Origin of the sequence: Pollutimonas thiosulfatoxidans (assembly GCF_004022565.1) — a bacterium.
GTDB classification, from domain to species: Bacteria; Pseudomonadota; Gammaproteobacteria; order Burkholderiales; family Burkholderiaceae_B; genus Pusillimonas_D; species Pusillimonas_D thiosulfatoxidans.
This window is the reverse complement of sequence record NZ_CP022987.1, coordinates 2,790,896-2,805,158: the sequence shown is the minus strand read 5'-3', so window position 1 is coordinate 2,805,158 and position 14,263 is coordinate 2,790,896. Positions and strand designations below refer to the sequence as shown.

The window sequence follows — 14,263 nt, the reverse complement described above, 5'->3', positions numbered from 1 at the left end:
CGACTTCCTAGGGGCCTTTGGAGGCCGATGCGCGTGCAAAGGCCTCGATCAGGGGTTGCAGCTTGGCGGCGCGGGTCTTCAGCGAAGCCTGGTTGACGATCAGGCGCGCGGAAATATCGGCCACGTCTTCCACGGCAACCAGCTTGTTCGCCTTCAGTGTGCCGCCGGTGGAGACCAGGTCGACAATCGCATCGGCCAGCCCTACCAGCGGAGCCAGCTCCATGGACCCATACAACTTGATGATGTCCACGTATACGCCCTTGCGGGCGAAGTGTTCGCGTGCCGCCCTGACATACTTGGTGGCGATACGCAGGCGCGAGCCCTGGTGTACGGCCGCTTCGTAATCGAAACCTTCGCGTACCGCCACGCATAGCCGGCAGCGCGCGATGTTCAGGTCGATGGGCTGGTACAGGCCGCCGGCATGTTCCGCGGCGTGTTCGTACAGTACGTCCTTGCCCGCAATGCCGAAGTCGGCGGCGCCATACTGCACGTAGGTGGGAACATCCGAAGCGCGCACGATAATCAGCTGAAGATCAGGACTGCTGGTGGGCAGGATAAGCTTGCGCGAAGTTTCGGGGTTTTCGCTGACCTGGATGCCGGCTGCAGCCAGCAGTGGCATGGTTTCATCGAAAATGCGTCCCTTGGACAGCGCCAGGGTCAGCGGACGATCAAGGCTGGCGGGGCTCATGCGGCCTCCCGGCGTAGGCGTTGCACGTCCGCGCCGATGCCGCGCAGTTTTTCTTCCATGCGTTCGTACCCCCGGTCCAGATGGTAGATGCGCTCGACTGTGGTTTGGCCGAATGCCGCAAGACCGGCAATGACCAGGCTGGCCGAAGCGCGCAGGTCGGTGGCCATAACGGTAGCCCCCGACAATTGCGGGACGCCGGTCACTACCGCCGTGTGCCCGTCGATGTCGATCAGAGCGCCCATGCGCACAAGTTCTTGTACGTGCATATAGCGGTTCTCGAAGATGTTCTCCACGATCACGGCCGTGCCGTCGGCGATGGCATTCAGGGCCATCAGCTGCGCTTGCATGTCGGTCGGAAAGCCCGGGTACTCGCGTGTGCGAAAGCCGGTGGCTTGGGGACGTTTGTTCATGGAACCGCGGATCCAGTCGTCACCGCACTCGATGCTTAAACCGGCCTCTTGCAGTTTATCGATAATGGCGCCCATGGTGTGCGGAGCCGCGCGGCGCAGCATGATGTCGCCCCCTGCGGCGCCCACCGCGCACAGGAAGGTGCCGGCTTCGATGCGGTCAGCCACCACTTGGTGGCTGGCGCCATGCAGGCGCTCTACGCCATCGATGGTGATGCGGTCGCCGCCCTGGCCTTGAATACGCGCTCCCATCTTGTTCAGCAGTTCTGCCAGATCGACGATCTCGGGCTCGCGGGCGGCGTTTTCCAGGGTGGTGCGGCCTTCGGCCAGCGTAGCGGCCATCATCAGGTTTTCAGTACCCGTAACGGTAACCATGTCGGTGCGTATGGAAGCGCCTTTCAGGCGCTTGGCCTTGGCCACGACAAAGCCGTGTTCGATGCGGATGTCGGCCCCCATCGCTTCAAGACCCTTGATGTGCTGGTCGACCGGACGCTGGCCGATGGCGCAACCGCCCGGCAGGCTGACACGCGCCTCGCCGAAACGCGACAGCAAAGGTCCCAGCACCAATATCGAAGCCCGCATGGTCTTGACCAGCTCGTAGGGAGCCTCCAGGCTGTCCACCTGGCTGGCATCCAGCGTAAGCTGCCCATCGCCATCGCGCGCAGACTTCACGCCCATGCGGCCCAGCAGACGCAGCGTGGTGCCGATGTCGTTCAGGTCGGGTACGTTGTGCAGTGTGATCGGGTCGGCGCTAAGCAGGCTGGCGCACAGATTGGGCAAGGCGGCGTTTTTAGCGCCCGATATATTGACTTCGCCATTCAGCCGATTGCCGCCAGTGATCTGCAGTTTATCCATTCGGGTTCGCCTTGTATTCCTCAGGCGTGAGGGTGCGCATCGACAAGGCATGGATCTCGGCTTTCATGCGTTCGCCCAGGGCGGCATAGACCAGTTGATGGCGGGCAATGGCCCGCTTGCCTTCAAAGTCAGGGCTGACGATAACGGCTTCAAAGTGTGATCCGTCGCCCCGGACTTCCAGATGTTCGCAATCGAGGTTGTCGGCAATGTACTGACGCACTTGGTCGGGAGTAGGCAACATAAGATCAATTCCGCAGTTTATAGCCGCTGGCCAGCAGGCGCAGCGCAAAGATGCAAAGGGCAAGGAATACGGTGCCCACGACAGCCAGGCTATGCCATGGCGAGATGTCCGATACGGCGAAAAACCCGTAACGGAAGCCATCTATCGTGTAAAAGACCGGATTCCAGTGAGAAACGGCCTGCCAGAAGGGCGGCAAGCTGTGTATAGAGTAAAACACACCCGACAAAAAGGTGGCCGGCATGATCAGGAAGTTCTGGAAGGCGGCCAGCTGGTCGAACTTCTCGGACCACAGGCCCGCGATAATGCCCAAGGTGCCCATGATGCCGCAAGAAAGGCCGGCAAATACCAGAATCCACGCCAGGTTGGCCACCGGCAGTTCTACAAAGAACAGCGCCACCAGCCACACGCAGGCTCCCACGCACAGGCCCCGCACGATGGCCGCCAGCACGTAGGCGCTAAAGATTTCGCGGTGCGAAAGCGGCGGCAGCAAAATGAAGACCAGGTTGCCGGTAATGCGGCTTTGAATCAGCGACGACGATGGGTTGGCAAAGGCGTTTTGCAACATGCTCATCATCATCAAGCCCGGGATCAGGAAGGACGTGTAGGGCACGGTGCCATAAACCTGCACCCGACCTTCCAGCACATGCGCGAAGATCAACAGATACAGCAGGGCCGTCAATACCGGCGCGGCGATGGTCTGGAAACCGACCTTCCAGAAGCGCAGCAGCTCTTTGCGCAGCAGCGTGGGAAAGCCCGAGCCCAGATCGTGACGGGGCGCAATGCGTGGTGTAGCGCTCATGCCGTTACTCCCAGGAACTCATCGTCGTGCATGATGCGCACGAACGCGTCTTCCAGATCCGAGCCGCCTACGCGCGCCAAGAGGGCCGCCGTGGTATCCAATGCCACCACCCGGCCGGCCTTCAACATGGCGATGCGCCCGCACAGGGCCTCGGCTTCTTCAAGATAGTGGGTGGTCAGCAAGATGGTGTGACCTTCTTTGTTCAGGCGGGCAATGAACTCCCATAGCGTCCGGCGCAGGTCCACGTCCACGCCTGCGGTCGGCTCGTCAAGAATAATGACAGGCGGCCGGTGCACCAGCGCTTGCGCCACCAGTACACGGCGCTTCATGCCGCCGGATAAAGCCCGCATATTGACTTCGGCCTTATCCAGCAGGCCCAGGTTGCTCAGTATCTCGTCGATCCAGTCGTCATTGTTGCGCAGGCCGAAATAGCCGGACTGTATGCGCAAGGTCTCGCGCACGGTAAAGAAAGGGTCGTAGACGATTTCCTGGGGCACCACGCCCAGCGAGCGGCGCGACTGGCGGAAGTCAGTCACGACATCGTGACCGCAAACGCTGGCGCTGCCGGTGGTGGCACTGGCCAGGCCGGCCAATACCGAGATAAGGGTGGTCTTGCCGGCGCCATTGGGGCCCAGCAGTCCAAAGAACTCGCCGTGCTCGACGGTAAAGGTGACGCTGTCCAGCGCCCGGAAGCCCTGTTGCTGCGGCGTTGACGTCAGCCGGTCCTTCCAGCTGCGGCGGCGCGGGGCATAAACTTTTGAAACGTTATCGAGAATAAGGGCAGGCATGGGCACACAAAAAAAGCTCGGCTCGAATGAGCCAAGCTTTACATTATAGTAGGCCGCAGCCGGCCTTATTTATTGCCGCTGTTCAGGGCGTCAATCAGGCCTTGTATGCCATTTTGCGAGATCTGCTGAGCGAACTGGTTACGGTAGTTCTGGATCAGCCAGATGCCTTCGACGTTAAGGTCGTAGATTTTCCAACCTTGTGGGGTTTTCTCGAGGCGGTAATCGACCCCAACTGCCGGCCCGTTGCCTTGCGACAGCGTCGAGCGGACGACCACGTCGTCGGCATTGGCGTCGCCCCGGAAAGGAAGGATGGCAATGGACGAGCGTTGATCCACGTTGGCCAAGGCGCCGCTATAGGTGCGTACCAGCGTGCCACGGAAGGCCTCGACCAGGTCTTTTTGCTGCTGCGGCGTGGCTTGACGCCAATAGCGGCCTGCGGCCAAACGCGTGGTCTTCTCGAAGTTGACGTAGGGCAGCACGTATTGGTCGATGACCTGATTGATGGTGTTCAGGTCGCCCGACTGCACGGCGCGGTTCTTTTTGACCTCGGCCAGTGCATTATTGGCAACGACTTCCACAAACTGGTTGGGAGAGGCGTTGGCGTCGACCGGGTCTTGTGCCAGGGCAGCGCCCGAACCCGCGAAGAATAAGCCCATGACGCCTGCGGTCAGCAGGCGAGTCAGGCGGCGGGAAAAAAACAAGGATGAAAATTTCTGCATAGTCCCTCTGGTTTACTGTGCTGCCGGGGCACCAGCATTGGGCGCGGCGCCGGCATCCGTGGCGGGATCGTCGCCATAGTCGGGCAGCGAGTCGTCGGAATAATCGGGCAGGGTGCTGTCGTTGCGGCGGCTATTTACCTGCGCATTGCGGCGTTGGATATAAGCATCGCGAATGAAGCTGTAGCGGTCAAGCGCAACGTCGTTGACGAGTTTGTCGGCGTTCAGCAAATTGGCACGGGTGTCGACGGCATACAGGGCAATGATGGAATTGCGCAGCGGTATGTTGTCGATCTCAAATACCGGGGTAATTGGCGAAACCCCTGCGGCGAAGGTGCCCAAGGTGGCCGTGCCATCGCGTACCGAGCTTGATCCCAGGAAAGGCAGCACGACGTAGGGGCCGGAATCGAAGCCCCACACGCCCAGCGTGACGCCGAAGTCATTGGGTATGCGATTGGCACCGTTCATGGAGGCGACGTCAATACAGCCGCCCAGGCCCATGGTGCTATTGAACAGCACACGGCCCAGGGTGTTGATGAAGTCGTGTCCGCGCCCTTGCAAAAAGCTGTTGATGGCCGACCATACATCGCCCACGTTGCTGAAAATATTGTGTATGCAGTTTTGCGCCGGATCAGGCATAAGCTGATCGTAGCCTGTTGCAATAGGCTTCAGGAATGCACGATCGACGGTGTCATTGAAAGCATACATGCTGCGGTTATAGCTCTCCCACGGATCATCCGGCGAGGGGTTGCTGACAGTGGCACAGCCGGTCGCCAGAGCGGCGGCGCCCACCAGGCTGCCCAAGCGTAACAGGCGTTGTGCATAGGGGCGGGGCATACGAGTAGAGTGTTTCATTTTTATTGTCCGTCGGGGGCAGGCTGCGATTGTAAACTGTCGGCGGAGCCTTCTTTACTGGCAGAACTGTAAAGGAATTTACTGATCAGTTCTTCCAGTACGACGGCGCTTTGCGTGTACTGAATCTGGCTGTCTTGCGTCAGCATCTTTTCTTCGCCGCCGGGGGTAATGCCTATGTATTGCTCGCCGAGCAGGCCCGAGGTCAGGATCGATGCCGACGAATCGGTCGGAAAGCTGTATTGCTCTTCCAGGTCCAGGGTGGCCACGGCCTGATAGCGTTCGTTGTCGAACCCTATGCTGGCCACGCGCCCCACGACCACGCCGCTGCTTTTGACGGGGGCCCTGATTTTCAGGCCGCCCAAGTTGTCAAAATGAGCCTGCACCTGATAGGTGGGGGCAAACGAGAAAGAGCTCATATTGCCGGCGCGCAGCGCCAGGAAGACCAAGGCAACCGCACCCAGCAATACAAACAGGCCTACCCAAAAATCGGTTTTTTCACGCGTCATGATTGATCCGTCTTAATCGTTAGTTGCTGAACATCAGCGCGGTCAGTACAAAATCCAGTCCCAGTACCAGCAGCGAGCCGCTGACCACAGTGCGAGTCGTGGCGCGCGATACGCCTTCGGGCGTGGGCTTGGCTGTCCAGCCGGCATGCAGCGCCACCAGCGTGACGGCTATGCCGAAGACCACGCTTTTGATGACGCCGTTAAGCACGTCTTTGAATACATCCACACCGCCTTGCATCTGCGACCAGAATACGCCCGGATCGATGCCTATCAGCACCACGCCGACGATCCAGCCGCCGATAATACCCACCATGGAGAACACCGCAGCCAGCACCGGCATGGCGATCACGCCGGCCCAGAATCGAGGCACCAGGACGCGGCGTATGGGGTCTACCGCCATGACTTCCATGGCGGCAATTTGCTCGCCCGCCTTCATCAGGCCGATTTCAGCCGTTAGCGAAGTGCCCGCGCGGCCCGCGAAAAGCAGGGCGGTTACAACCGGACCGAGCTCGCGGGTCAGCGACAGGGCAACCAGCAGGCCCAGGGCTTCTTCCGAGCCGTATTTGTTAAGCGTGTAATAACCCTGCAGGCCCAGCACGAAGCCCACGAACAGCCCCGACACAGCGATGATCAGCAAAGAGTAATTGCCGATAAAGTGGATTTGTTGCGATACCAGGCCAGGGCGTTTGAAGACTGCGCCACTGCGCTTGAGTATGGCGCCCGTCAGGCGCATGAAGGCGCCCAGGCCGCTGACGCTGTCGCGCACCTGTCTGCCTAGCGTGGCAATGGCTTGCACCGGAGAGGTCATGAGCGCCCCGTATGTTGGTCCAACCACTTCGTAAATGCCGGGGAAGTGGGGTAGTTGAAGGCTATGGGGCCGTCGGGAGCGCCGTCTAGAAACTGACGTACATAGGCGTCTTGCGAGTCAGACAACGATTGCGGCGTGCCGCTGGCGATCAAACGGCCCTGGCCCACCATATAGACGTGGTCGGCGATGGCGAACGATTCAGCCACATCGTGCGTGATCAGGATGGAGGCGCACTTGAGGCGATCAGTCAGGTTGCGTATCAGTTGCGCGGTAATGCCCAAAGAGATCGGGTCCAGTCCGGCAAAGGGCTCGTCGTACAGGATCAGTTCGGGTTCCAGCACAATGGCGCGCGCCAGCGCAACGCGCCTGGCCATGCCGCCGGAAATCTCCGAAATTTTCAAGTGCGCAGCCGCGCGCAGGCCGACGGCGTCCAGCTTGTCGAGCACGCGTTCCGTAATTTGCCCTTCCGATACCCGAGTGTGCTCGCGCAGCGGGAAAGCCACGTTCTCGAACACGTTCAGGTCGGTAAACAGGGCGCCCTGCTGAAACAGCACACCCATGCGCTGGCGCAGCTCGCGCAGCTTCTCGCCGCGAGCCTGACCGATGTCGCTGCCAAAGACCCGTATGGTGCCGCGCTGCGATGCAATCTGGCCGGTAGCGGCCCGCAGCAGCGTGGTCTTGCCCGAACCGGAACCGCCCATCATGGCCACGACCTGGCCGCGCGCGACTTCCAGGCTGATGCCCTGCAAGACGGTAAAGTCCCCGTAGCCCAGGGCTACGTCGGTGAACGTTACGATAGGTTCAGAGGCAAGGTCGCTATTCATGGGCCATAGGGCGCGTTGATATCAAGCCTTGCATTGTATCGTTTTGTCGCGCGACTGCAGCTTTAGCGTGGCAACACGCTAGCTCCCATCAAATATTCATCGACGGCCCGGGCGCATTGGCGGCCTTCGCGGATGGCCCACACCACCAGAGACTGGCCCCGGCGCATGTCGCCGGCGGCGAACACCTTGAGCGCGCTGGTTTGGTAATTGTCGGTGTTGGCGTGGGCATTGCCGCGGGCGTCCAGGTCCACACCGAAGGCTTCCAGCACGTTCTTTACCGGCGAGACGAAGCCCATGGCCAGCAGCACGAGATCGGCCTGCAGTTCAAACTGCGAGCCCTCGACTTCGCGCATTTTCATTTGGCCGGTGGCCTTGTCCTTGAACCATTCGATGCGGGCGGCAATCAGTTTCTCGACCTTGCCGTTCTTGCCTTCGAAGCTCTTGGTGGCGATAGCCCAGTCCCGTTCGCAGCCTTCCTCGTGCGACGAAGAGCTGCGCAGCTTGATGGGCCAGTAAGGCCAGGTCAGTGCCTTGTCTTCCACCTCGGGAGCTTTGGACATCAATTCGAACTGGGTCACCGATGCGGCGCCCTGCCGGTTGCTGGTGCCGACACAGTCCGAGCCGGTGTCGCCGCCGCCGATCACAATCACATGCTTGCCTTTGGCGGTAATCTGCTTGCTCAAGCGGTCCCCGTTGGTGGCCTTGTTCTGCTGGCGCAGAAAGTCCATGGCGAAATACACGCCGTTCAGCTCGCGCCCGGGCACGGGCAGGTCGCGCGGGGTTTCCGCACCGCCAGTCAGCACGACGGCGTCAAATTCGGCCTGCAGTGATTCGGGTGTGCGGCTATGCAGCCCTTCTTCGGCATGTTCGGGGGTGCCTACATAAGTCGATGGGCGAAACTCCACACCCTCGGCTTCCATCTGTGCCAGGCGGCGATCAATATGTGTTTTCTCGAGCTTGAAATCGGGGATGCCGTAACGCAGCAGCCCGCCGATGCGGTTGCTCTTCTCGAACACCGTGACGGCATGGCCGGCGCGGGCCAACTGCTGGGCGCAAGCCAGGCCGGCGGGGCCGGACCCGACAACGGCAACGGTTTTACCGGTCTTGTAGGCGGGCGGCTGCGGAACCACCCAGCCTTGCTCCCAACCCTTGTCGATAATGGCGTGTTCGATCGACTTGATGCCTACCGGGTCATCATTGATGTTAAGCGTACAGGCGGCTTCGCAGGGTGCGGGGCATACGCGGCCGGTGAACTCGGGGAAATTGTTGGTTGAATGCAGCACATCCAGCGCGCGGCGCCAATCCTGCCGGTACACCAGGTCGTTCCAGTCGGGGATGATGTTATTGACCGGGCAGCCGCTGGTGCAAAAAGGGATGCCGCAGTCCATGCAGCGTGCGCCTTGCTGTTTTGCCTCATCGTTGGTCAGGGTGTGTACGAACTCGCGCCAGTGTTGCAGGCGCACCTTGGGCGCCTCGTAGGTTTCCTTGATGCGTTCGAATTCCAGAAAGCCGGTAACTTTGCCCATGTTTATTCCTTAGGCGGCAATAGGTTGGGGGTTGGCCGAGCGCCACAGCTCGCCCAGCGCACGTCGATACTCTATCGGCATGACCTTCACGAAGAACTGCCGCGAGCGGGCCCAGTCGTCCAGCAGATCGCGCGAGCGGAAGCTGCCGGTATAGCGATAGTGGTTCTCGATCAGGCGGCGCAATATGGTTTCGTCGGTTTCTCGCTCGCCGTCCCGTACGGCACTGTGCCAGGAGTCCATTGCTGCCAGCTCGTCCTGGTCAGCGTGCGATTGCAGGCGCTCAAGCTCCACCATGGCCAGGTTGCAGCGGCTGCGCAAGCTGTCGTCCGGGTCCCATACATAAGCTATGCCGCCGGACATCCCGGCAGCAAAATTACGGCCAGTTGCTCCCAGCACCACAACCGTGCCGCCCGTCATGTATTCGCAGCCATGATCGCCGGTGCCCTCCACCACAGCAGAGGCGCCCGAGTTGCGCACGGCAAAGCGTTCGCCGGCGACGCCATTGAAATAGGCTTCTCCCGACAGGGCGCCGTACAACACCGTGTTGCCGGCAATGATGTGGTCGGGGCCGAAGCCGCGAAAGTCATTGGGCGAGCGAACGATGATGCGGCCGCCCGACAAGCCCTTGCCGACGTAATCGTTGGCCTCGCCGACCAGGTCCAGTGTGATGCCATGGGCCAGGAAAGCCCCGAAGCTTTGTCCCGCCGAGCCGTTGCACTGGATGTGTATGGTGTCGTCCGGCAGGCCTTCATGGCCGTAGCGCGCGGCCACCACGCCAGACAGCATGGCGCCTATGGTGCGATTGCGATTGCGCACCGGGGTAATGAAAGAGACCTTTTCGCCGCGTTCGATCGCGCCGCGGCTGCGTTCTATCAGTTGATGGTCCAGCGCGCCGTCCAGCGCGTGGTCCTGTTCTTCGGTCTGGTGCAGCGACACGGTGGCCGGCACGGCGTGGAAGACACGGCTGAAGTCCAGGCCCTGCGCTTTCCAGTGCTCGATGCCCGGGCGCATGTCCAGCAAATCGACGCGGCCGACCATGTCGTCGAAGCGACGGATGCCCAGTTGCGCCATGATTTCGCGCAGCTCTTCGGCCACGAAGAAGAAGTAATTCACAACGTGCTCGGGCTTGCCCTGGAACTTCTTGCGCAGCACAGGATCTTGCGTGGCCACGCCCACTGGGCAGGTGTTCAGGTGGCATTTGCGCATCATGATGCAGCCTTCCACCACCAATGGTGCCGTCGCAAAACCGAACTCATCCGCGCCCAGCAAGGCGCCGATGGCAACATCGCGGCCGGTCTTCATCTGGCCGTCGGCCTGTACGCGGATGCGGCTGCGCAGGTTGTTCAGCAGCAAGGTTTGCTGCGTCTCGGCCAGGCCCAGCTCCCACGGCGTGCCGGCATGCTTGATGGACGACACGGGCGATGCGCCAGTGCCGCCGTCATGGCCGGCAATGACCACATGATCGGCCTTCGCTTTGGCCACACCCGTCGCCACGGTGCCGACGCCAACTTCCGACACCAGCTTGACCGAAATCGAGGCGCGCGGATTCACGTTTTTCAGATCGTGTATCAGTTGCGCCAAGTCTTCAATGGAGTAGATGTCGTGATGCGGCGGTGGCGAGATCAGGCCCACACCCGGCACCGAATAACGCAACTTGGCGATGTATTCCGACACCTTGTGCCCGGGCAGTTGCCCGCCTTCGCCGGGCTTGGCGCCTTGCGCCATCTTGATCTGGATTTGGTCGGCACTGGACAGGTACTCGGCCGATACGCCGAAGCGTCCCGAGGCCACCTGCTTGATACGCGAACGCAGGGAGTCGCCCGCTGCCAGCGGTACATTGGCTTCGATGCGATCCGAGCCCAGGAAGGAAGCCAGCGTATCGCCTTTCTTGATCGTGCTCTTGCCGGCGCGCATTTCTTCGCGATAGCGCAGCTCGTCTTCGCCGCCTTCGCCGGTGTTGGATTTGCCGCCGATGCGGTTCATGGCAACCGCCAGCACCGTGTGGGCCTCGGTGGAGATCGATCCCAGCGACATGGCGCCTGTGGCGAATCGCTTGACGATGTCCTTGGCGGGCTCGACCTCTGAAAGCGGAATGGCGCGGGCCGGATCCACCTTGAACTGGAACAGGCCGCGCAGTGTCATGTGACGGCGCGACTGGTCGTTGATAAGCTGGGCATATTCCTTGTAGGTGCTGTAGTTGTTGGCACGCGTGGCATGCTGCAGCTTGGCGATGGAATCGGGTGTCCATGTGTGGTCTTCGCCGCGTATGCGCCAGGCGTAATCGCCGCCGGCATCCAGCGTATTGGCCAGGACCGGGTCGTCGCTGAAGGCGGCGCGGTGCATGCGCAATGCCTCTTCGGCCACTTCAAAAATCCCTATGCCCTCTATGTTGCTGGGCGTGCCGGTAAAGTATTTGTTCACCAGGCTGGCGTGCAGGCCCACGGCTTCAAAGATTTGCGCCCCCGTGTACGACATATAGGTGGAGATGCCCATCTTGGACATCACTTTGTTCAAGCCTTTGCCGATGGCCTTGATGTAGTTCTTGATCGCCAGCTCGGGGTCGGGCAGGGTGGCCAGCGACTCCAGCGCCAGATAGGGGTGTATGGCTTCTGCGCCGTAGCCGCCCAGCAGCGCCACATGATGCACCTCGCGCACCGAACCCGTTTCCACCACCAGACCGGTGTTGGTGCGCAGGCCCGCGCGTATCAGATGCAAGTGGATGGCTGAAGTTGCCAGCAGAGCCGGGATGGCCACATGTTCGCTGTCGACATTGCGGTCGGTGATCAGCAGGATGTTGTAGCCGCTGCGCACCGCATCGGCGGCGTTCGAGCACAAGGCCGCAATACAGGCCTCGATGCCGTCCGGACCCCAGGCGACGGGGTAGGTAATGTCCAGCTCGAAGCTGCGGAACTTGTCGGAGGTGATCTTGGCGATGTTGCGAATCTGCGCCATCGCCGCGAAGTCGAGCACGGGCTGAGCCACTTCCAGGCGCAGCGGTGGGTTGACGTTGTTGATATCCAGCAGATTGGGTTTGGGGCCTATGAAAGACACCAGCGACATCACCAATTGTTCGCGTATGGGGTCGATGGGCGGGTTGGTCACCTGCGCAAACAACTGCCTGAAATAGTTATAGAAGGGCTTGCTGCGGTTGGACAGCACGGCCAGCGGCGCGTCGTTGCCCATGGATCCGGTGGCTTCCTCGCCATAGGTGGCCATGGGTTGCAAGATGAACTTGAAGTCTTCCTGCGTCCAGCCAAAAGCCTGCTGCCGATCCAGCAGCGTGGCAATTTTTTGCGGAGGCTCCTCCACCGTTTGCGAAGGCAGAGACTCCAGCTTCAGGCGCAGCCGCTCGATCCACTGGCGATAAGGCCGCGTGTTGGCCAGTTGCGACTTGATTTCCGTATCGTCAATGATGCGGCCCTGCTGCAGGTCGATCAAAAACATCTTGCCCGGCTGCAAACGCCATTTCTTGACGATGCGGTGTTCAGGCACAGCCAGGGTGCCGGCCTCGGACGCCATGATGACCATGTCATCGTCGGTAATCAGGTAGCGGGCAGGGCGCAAGCCGTTGCGATCCAGCGTGGCGCCGATCTGGCGCCCGTCGGTAAAGGCGACGGCCGCGGGGCCGTCCCACGGCTCCATCATGGCAGCGTGGTACTCGTAGAATGCCCGCCGGTTCACGTCCATGTCGGTGTGCTGTTCCCACGCTTCCGGAATCATCATCATCATGGCGTGAGCCAGCGAGTAGCCGGACATCACCAGCAGTTCCAGGCAGTTGTCGAAGGTTGCAGTGTCAGACTGCCCTTCGTACACAATGGGGTAGAGCTTGGGCAGGTCGGCGCCCAGTACGGCCGACTGCATCATGCCTTCGCGGGCGCGCAACCAATTGAAGTTCCCCTTGACGGTATTGATCTCGCCGTTGTGGGCGATCATGCGGTAGGGGTGGGCCAGTGGCCAGGCCGGAAAGGTATTGGTGGAAAAGCGTTGGTGCACCATGGCCAGCGCCGACACGGCGCGGCTGTCGGCCAGGTCGCGGTAGTAGCTGCCTACCTGGTTGGCCAGCAACAGGCCCTTGTAGACGACAGTGCGTACCGAGATGGACGGCACGAAGTATTCCTGGCCATGGGCCAGTTGCATGTGCTGGATGGCATGGCTGGCCGTCTTGCGGATGACATACAGCTTCCGCTCCAGCGCGTCGGGCACCATGATGTCGGGACCGCGGCCGATGAACAGTTGGCGGATGATGGGGGCGCAAGCGCGCACGGTGGGCGACATGGGCATGTCGGTGTCTACGGGCACATCGCGCCAGCCGAGTACGACTTGCCCTTCGTCGCGCACGGCGCGTTCAAGCTCTTGCTGACAGGCCAGGCGCGAGGCGGTTTCCTTGGGCAGGAACACCATGGCGACGCCGTATTCGTCGGGGGGCGGCAGGTTTACGCCCTGGGTGGCCATGTCGGCACGGTACAGGGCATCTGGAATCTGGATGAGGATGCCGGCGCCATCGCCCATCAGTTCGTCTGCGCCGACAGCGCCGCGATGGTCGAGGTTCTCCAGGATCTTCAGGCCCTGCTGAATGATGGCGTGACTGCGTCGGCCTTTGATATGGGCGACGAAGCCAACCCCACAGGCGTCATGTTCGTTGGCAGGGTTGTAGAGGCCCTGACGGGGGATGACGCGCGGGCGGTGTTGTTCTGGCATGGTGGGACTCACGGAATGGTGCAGTGCGAGATATTCAAGATACAGCCAGGAGCGGCGGTGCGCAATAAAAAATAAAGGGGGTGCGTCCCTGTTTTTTGTGCCATCCTTTGTGGCCTATTTAAAATAGGGACGTATCTAGGTGCTTGTTCTGGTTCGGGCAGCTGGCTTTGAGACACCTTCGTCATGGCAGTCGCCTTGTTTACGGAGGCTGCCAAGACGCCAAAAAATGTTGCGGCATCGCCCATTTTCCCGTTCGTGTTCTTAAGCCGGCATGGGCGGGCAAGCGCTGTTGCGGCTTAATGGTCACGGTCCGGCTTACGCCGGACTCCCCGTCCGATCAGCGCTATCGGGGCGCCCGCAGAACTCGCGCCATCGAACAGCCCCCGGCTGTTCGAAAACTCGGCGCTCAAACAGCTGCGGGCTTGCCTCCCCGATAGCACCGATCGGACGGCGTGCCCAATGCGCCTACACAGCGCTTGCCCGCCCATGCCTACGAGATGCGCGAGGTGGGAGGTGGTGCTTCTAAGTCGGGCGCCGGTGGCTTGGCATTGT

At 61.0% G+C, this 14,263-nt stretch carries 12 protein-coding genes; all 12 read right to left on the bottom strand.

The features are described from left to right. Nucleotides 1–7: 7 nt before the first annotated feature. Nucleotides 8–688: an ATP phosphoribosyltransferase gene (gene hisG, locus CKA81_RS13650; protein ID WP_128355774.1), complete on the bottom strand. Its 681-nt coding sequence runs from the start codon at nucleotides 686–688 to the stop codon at nucleotides 8–10. Beyond that, entirely contained in the window at nucleotides 685–1,950 is a 1,266-nt protein-coding gene (gene murA / locus CKA81_RS13645; protein ID WP_128355773.1) for a UDP-N-acetylglucosamine 1-carboxyvinyltransferase, read from the bottom strand. The genes hisG and murA overlap by 4 nt, the downstream gene beginning before the upstream one ends. After that, the gene (locus tag CKA81_RS13640) at nucleotides 1,943–2,191 is read right to left on the bottom strand and encodes a BolA family protein (protein ID WP_128355772.1); all 249 of its coding nucleotides are present in this window, start codon (nucleotides 2,189–2,191) and stop codon (nucleotides 1,943–1,945) included. Before CKA81_RS13640 ends, murA begins: the two co-directional genes overlap by 8 nt. 4 nt (nucleotides 2,192–2,195) lie before the next feature. After that, nucleotides 2,196–2,990, bottom strand: a complete 795-nt coding sequence (locus tag CKA81_RS13635; protein ID WP_128355771.1) for an ABC transporter permease — start codon at nucleotides 2,988–2,990, stop codon at nucleotides 2,196–2,198. Next, nucleotides 2,987–3,778, bottom strand: coding sequence for an ABC transporter ATP-binding protein (locus tag CKA81_RS13630; protein WP_128355770.1), 792 nt, complete (start codon nucleotides 3,776–3,778; stop codon nucleotides 2,987–2,989). The genes CKA81_RS13635 and CKA81_RS13630 overlap by 4 nt, the downstream gene beginning before the upstream one ends. A gap of 65 nt (nucleotides 3,779–3,843) precedes the next feature. Further along, the gene (locus CKA81_RS13625; RefSeq protein WP_128355769.1) at nucleotides 3,844–4,497 is read right to left on the bottom strand and encodes an MlaC/ttg2D family ABC transporter substrate-binding protein; all 654 of its coding nucleotides are present in this window, start codon (nucleotides 4,495–4,497) and stop codon (nucleotides 3,844–3,846) included. 12 nt (nucleotides 4,498–4,509) lie between these two features. Then, nucleotides 4,510–5,349 (bottom strand): MlaA family lipoprotein, encoded by an 840-nt coding sequence (locus CKA81_RS13620; RefSeq protein ID WP_128355768.1) that lies wholly within the window; start codon nucleotides 5,347–5,349, stop codon nucleotides 4,510–4,512. A gap of 2 nt (nucleotides 5,350–5,351) precedes the next feature. After that, complete coding sequence (gene mlaD / locus CKA81_RS13615) at nucleotides 5,352–5,855, bottom strand: outer membrane lipid asymmetry maintenance protein MlaD (RefSeq protein WP_128355767.1); 504 nt, start codon at nucleotides 5,853–5,855, stop codon at nucleotides 5,352–5,354. A 19-nt stretch (nucleotides 5,856–5,874) separates the two neighbouring features. Continuing rightward, on the bottom strand, nucleotides 5,875–6,663 hold the full coding sequence (gene mlaE, locus CKA81_RS13610) for a lipid asymmetry maintenance ABC transporter permease subunit MlaE (RefSeq protein WP_128355766.1): 789 nt from the start codon (nucleotides 6,661–6,663) through the stop codon (nucleotides 5,875–5,877). Next, nucleotides 6,660–7,487, bottom strand: coding sequence for an ABC transporter ATP-binding protein (locus tag CKA81_RS13605; RefSeq protein WP_128355765.1), 828 nt, complete (start codon nucleotides 7,485–7,487; stop codon nucleotides 6,660–6,662). The genes mlaE and CKA81_RS13605 overlap by 4 nt, the downstream gene beginning before the upstream one ends. A gap of 62 nt (nucleotides 7,488–7,549) precedes the next feature. Next, nucleotides 7,550–9,013, bottom strand: coding sequence for a glutamate synthase subunit beta (locus CKA81_RS13600; RefSeq protein ID WP_128355764.1), 1,464 nt, complete (start codon nucleotides 9,011–9,013; stop codon nucleotides 7,550–7,552). Between the two features lie 9 nt (nucleotides 9,014–9,022). Continuing rightward, a complete protein-coding gene (locus tag CKA81_RS13595; RefSeq protein WP_128355763.1) occupies nucleotides 9,023–13,711 on the bottom strand; it encodes a glutamate synthase-related protein in 4,689 nt (1,562 codons plus the stop codon). Nucleotides 13,712–14,263 lie beyond the last annotated feature (552 nt).

What these genes read in the sequence shown, in the direction of transcription:
- CKA81_RS13630 (WP_128355770.1), bottom strand. Translation starts at nt 3,778, where the DNA reads ATGCCTGCCCTTATTCTCGATAACGTTTCAAAAGTTTATGCCCCGCGC.
- mlaD (WP_128355767.1), bottom strand. Translation starts at nt 5,855, where the DNA reads ATGACGCGTGAAAAAACCGATTTTTGGGTAGGCCTGTTTGTATTGCTG.
- CKA81_RS13625 (WP_128355769.1), bottom strand. Translation starts at nt 4,497, where the DNA reads ATGCAGAAATTTTCATCCTTGTTTTTTTCCCGCCGCCTGACTCGCCTG.
- CKA81_RS13620 (WP_128355768.1), bottom strand. Translation starts at nt 5,349, where the DNA reads ATGAAACACTCTACTCGTATGCCCCGCCCCTATGCACAACGCCTGTTA.
- CKA81_RS13595 (WP_128355763.1), bottom strand. Translation starts at nt 13,711, where the DNA reads ATGCCAGAACAACACCGCCCGCGCGTCATCCCCCGTCAGGGCCTCTAC.
- CKA81_RS13605 (WP_128355765.1), bottom strand. Translation starts at nt 7,487, where the DNA reads ATGAATAGCGACCTTGCCTCTGAACCTATCGTAACGTTCACCGACGTA.
- CKA81_RS13600 (WP_128355764.1), bottom strand. Translation starts at nt 9,013, where the DNA reads ATGGGCAAAGTTACCGGCTTTCTGGAATTCGAACGCATCAAGGAAACC.
- hisG (WP_128355774.1), bottom strand. Translation starts at nt 688, where the DNA reads ATGAGCCCCGCCAGCCTTGATCGTCCGCTGACCCTGGCGCTGTCCAAG.
- mlaE (WP_128355766.1), bottom strand. Translation starts at nt 6,663, where the DNA reads ATGACCTCTCCGGTGCAAGCCATTGCCACGCTAGGCAGACAGGTGCGC.
- CKA81_RS13640 (WP_128355772.1), bottom strand. Translation starts at nt 2,191, where the DNA reads ATGTTGCCTACTCCCGACCAAGTGCGTCAGTACATTGCCGACAACCTC.
- murA (WP_128355773.1), bottom strand. Translation starts at nt 1,950, where the DNA reads ATGGATAAACTGCAGATCACTGGCGGCAATCGGCTGAATGGCGAAGTC.
- CKA81_RS13635 (WP_128355771.1), bottom strand. Translation starts at nt 2,990, where the DNA reads ATGAGCGCTACACCACGCATTGCGCCCCGTCACGATCTGGGCTCGGGC.